This window comes from Budvicia diplopodorum (assembly GCF_009800925.1).
GTDB classification, from domain to species: domain Bacteria; phylum Pseudomonadota; class Gammaproteobacteria; order Enterobacterales; family Enterobacteriaceae; genus Budvicia; species Budvicia diplopodorum.
In genome coordinates this window covers 1-4,186 of sequence record NZ_WOYF01000031.1, presented here as the reverse complement: position 1 = coordinate 4,186, position 4,186 = coordinate 1, and the positions used below count along the sequence as shown (strand labels likewise).

Here is a 4,186-nt window from a genome sequence, read left to right as displayed (position 1 = left end):
CCGACAGGGCCGCTTTGATTTGCTGTAAGGCTTCAATCTTGCTGTCGTTGGCGTCCTGCGCCTGTTTGGCCTGCGTTACCGCCGCATTCAATGCGCTACCGACCGCGCCGGAAAGCGCCACCGTCATGCCGGTTTGGGTGCGCTCGTACACGTCTTTGATGCTGGTTTGGTTTTCAACCGATTCCACCGACACGTTCTTGCCGGTGAGGCTGATATCTTTTTTCGCAATCACGTCCGAGCCTTTGATGGCTAAGTCGTTACCGGCGATAAGGGTGACACTACCTTCGGTACTGCCCACGGTGCTACCCAAGTTACTGATAGTGCGTACTGTTTGGGTAGATTTCTCATCAATCTTGCCGTAGGTTGCCCCAATGCCGCCGCTGCTCATCAGGCCGGACTTGGTCTGCTGAGTCATATGCATATCATTGGTGGTCTCTTCGGCACTGGTAATAGTCAGATTATTTCCGGCCTTGAGCGTAACGTCGTGAGTACCTACGACCTGACTGCCCTGAACCAGCATATCGTTGCCTGCGCTCATGTTAACCGAGTTACCGCTAAAGCTGCTGCCCTCGGCATTTTTATGGTCGAGTTTAATCACCGTAACATCGGTAATTTTAGTCATGCCGCTGCCACCGCTGCCGGTAGTTTTGCTCTTCTCGTCAAGGTTTACCGTGGATTCACCGGCCACGATATTCAGGTCATGACCGGCTTTGACCTGCAGATCGCCGCTTGCCTCAACGTTGGCGGCTCTGGCGTTAATATCGTGCTTAGCTGACAGCGCAACATCGCCCGAACTGCTGATTTGGGTGCCAATATCCTGAGTATGGGTCAGGGTGTAGTGATTATCGCTACCGAACTCGCCGGAACGGGTGGTCGAGGTATTGACCGTATTCAGATTGAGATCGTTACCGGCAGCCAGTATGGTCTGGCTATCCTGACCGTTATTAATCACCTGAGCGGCGGTTAAATTGATATTGTTGCCCGCCACCATAGCCATGGTACTGGCATCGTTGTGCACCACCACGCCAGCCACCTGATTGACATAGGCGCTGTTGCCATTTCTCGCGGTGGTCGTGGTGATATTGATGTCATGACCGGCGTTCATCATCAGGCTATCGCCAGCCTGAATTAATCCACCGATATTATTGATGTCATTATTGGCGCTAAGCATAACGCGGGCTGCGCTGATGCTACCGCCCATATTCTGGATGTTTTCGGCCAGAACGCTGAGTTTATCACCGGCAATCACCCGACCGCTGTTGATCAGATCGCCGGTCAACTGAAGATTAACCTGCTTGCCGCTCAGTAGCGCCCCGCTGCCGTCAAGATCGTGCGGTTTCACCACCGCATACACCTGCGGTACTAATACGGTTTGTTTCGAGCCGTCGGCCAACGTCACTTCACGGCTGACCATCCAGATAATATCGCTGGTCAAATTAGCCATCTGTTCCGGCGTGAGCGCGATACCCAGCGACAAATTATATTTTTCAGCAAACGCCACGCCGTTGTTCATCAGGGCTTTGAACTGCTCTTCATCATTGCTGAAGCCGTTAAGATAACGCTGGCCGGTTAAGTTAACGATCTGCTCAGTGATCAGCTTTTGTTCGTAATAGCCGTCGCCTAAGCGTTTATGAACGCTATTATGATCGCTTTTTAGCAGCGCGGTCATGTAGTCAGAGCCGAGCCATTTTTTGTAATTGGTGAATTTCGGATCGGTTTCCACCAGATAGTGGCTATCCGGTGACGGGTTAATCACATACAAACTCGCGTTCGGTACGATCATCTCCGGCAGGCGACTTATAATCGTAATATCACCAACGGTAACCGACTGGCCGCCGTTGACAACAATATTGGGATTGATACTGGGCCCGTTGCCTTCAACCCTACCGCCAAGCGAAGTACCGCTGCCATTGGGGCTGGTCTGTGAAAGCAGATCCGATGGTTTTAAGGTAATGTCTTGAATCACCGTTGGTGGGATATAGTCGGACCACGAATCACCCTGTTTATCGCCGCCTTTCTTTTTGATGCGGTAATATTTGGTCTGGCCACCCACATCTTCGATAAAGCGCTGCCCTGCCACTTCAACGTTATTCACCGTGCTGGCGGCAATATTCAGGATATTACCGGCAACAATTTGGCTTTTATCGTTAAACACGGTATCGGCAATAATTCCCAGGCTGCCACCGGCCAGAATTTTAGCCGGATCGCTCTTAGTAATCACCGTTTCAAAAATCGTACGGATATATTCGTACTTATAGTAGGTGTCTTTCCCCCTCTCGTTTTCAGGCGTGATGATATTTGACACTTCATTTTTATAAAACGAGACCTGATCCGGGCGGTAATAGTTCTGCCCCCCTTCAACCCGATATTCCAGAAAGCTTTCCTTTGAAACCTGCTGCACTTCGGTTTCAAAATTATCGTTAACGTTATTGAGCTGTTGGACCGCAATCTGAAGGTTGCCGGAGGCCTCAACGGTGGCGCTGTGGTTATTGAGTACGCTTGCCTGACCGATAGCATAGCCATCAGCATGCAGCGCGCCGCCAATCGACATATTGCCGCCGCTGAATATCAGCGAGTGGGCGTAGTTGTTGAGAATGCCCGCGCCAATATCCACGCTTTCACGCCCGGCAATCGTTGCGGCAATGCCGCCCTCTTCGCGGTTATTGATGGTGTTGGCCTGCAGGCCCAGCCAGGTACCGTAAATACGACCGGTGCCGTAGTTGTCTATCTGGCTGGCCTGCAGCCGGGTAAGCAGACCGTCAATCAGCCCGCGATTGCTCAGGGTCGTGCTCAGCGTGATTTTGTTTGATTGGGCGCTGATTTCACCCTGCGCATCGTTGGTTAACGAGGCGGCGTTCAGGTTGATTTCACCGGCATACAGTTTGCCGCCCAGATTACTCCAGTGGGCGGTGGTGTCGGCGTTCAGCGCGTTGCTGACGTACGCTTGCGCCCGGTCGGTGTTCACGCCGCCGCCGTGGGCCTGAAACGTGATGGCTCCGGCGCTGACCCGCGCATCGGCCAGATTAATGCCGTTCGCATCGACCGACAGAGTGCCGGAGACCAGCGTCTGGCCCTGTAAATCGGCAGACTGCGCAACGTTAAGGGTGAGATTGCCGTTTTGGGCCAGCTGGCCGTTGCTTTGTACACCGGCGGCCAGCAGCCCATTGCCGGTTTGGCTGAAGGCGTTGGCTGATACTATCATATTGCCCAGCGCGGCCAGCGTGGCACTATTGGTCAGATTACCGCGCGCACGCAGGCGCAGTTCCCCGCCGCTGTAAAGCTGAGCATGGTTAGTGACGCTCTGTTCGCTGCTCAGGTTGAGGCCCAGCAGGGAGAAGACGTCCGCTTCATTCAGAATATAGCCCTGCGTATCCATCCAGATTTGATCTTCACTGCGCAGCAGGCCGTGATTGGTGAAGCTGCCGTTAATCCGGTATTTACCGGCACCCTGACTATACAGGGTGCCGTTATTGAGCAGGCTGCCACCGGTGGTCAGCGTCAGTTCACCGCCGCTGCCCAACGTGCCGCCGTTGGTGAGCGGCCCGTTAACCGTCAGCCTCATGGCCTCTTTACCATAAAGCGTTCCGCTGTTGAACAGGTTACCCTGTGTGGTCAGCGTTAGCCCGCGGTCAGCGGCCAGCATGGCGGTATTCGTCACGTTACCACCGGCATTCAGCCACACGTGGCCCCGCGCATGCAGGGTATTGCTGCTGGAAAACTCACCGGGCATCGTCAGGGTGAGGTCGCCGTCAGCGCCGAGAGTGCCGGTATTCACCATCGCGCTCCGGCTCAGCAGCTGCGTGTTGCCGCCGCCGTAAATCGCACCACTGTTGGTAATATGGCTTGCGGCCAGCGACAGCCCCAGTCCGCTCTGGATAGCACCGCCGTTAAACAGCGCGTTAGTGCTGCTGAGCGCCGCGCCGTCTGCGGAATACAGGGTACCGTAGTTAGTCAGCCAGTCGCCGCTGTTGAGGGTCAAAAAGCCGGTGCTGATGATTTTAGAGCCCGCGGTGTTATTCACATAACCGGGAGTACTGATGGTGGTGCTGCCCTTGCTTTGTAACGTGCCGCTGTTATCGATGCTGCTGGCAGACAGGGTCAGGCCTTGCCCGCCCGAGACGGTGCCGCTGTTATTCATACTACCGCGGCTGGTGACCGTGGTGTGACCGTCGGCGACCATGGTGCC

At 54.6% G+C, this 4,186-nt stretch carries 1 protein-coding gene; it reads right to left on the bottom strand.

Annotated elements, in window-relative coordinates:
- Positions 1 to 4,186, bottom strand: a 4,186-nt coding sequence (locus GVI43_RS15620; RefSeq protein WP_170324344.1) for a beta strand repeat-containing protein, incomplete at both ends; no start/stop codon positions are given.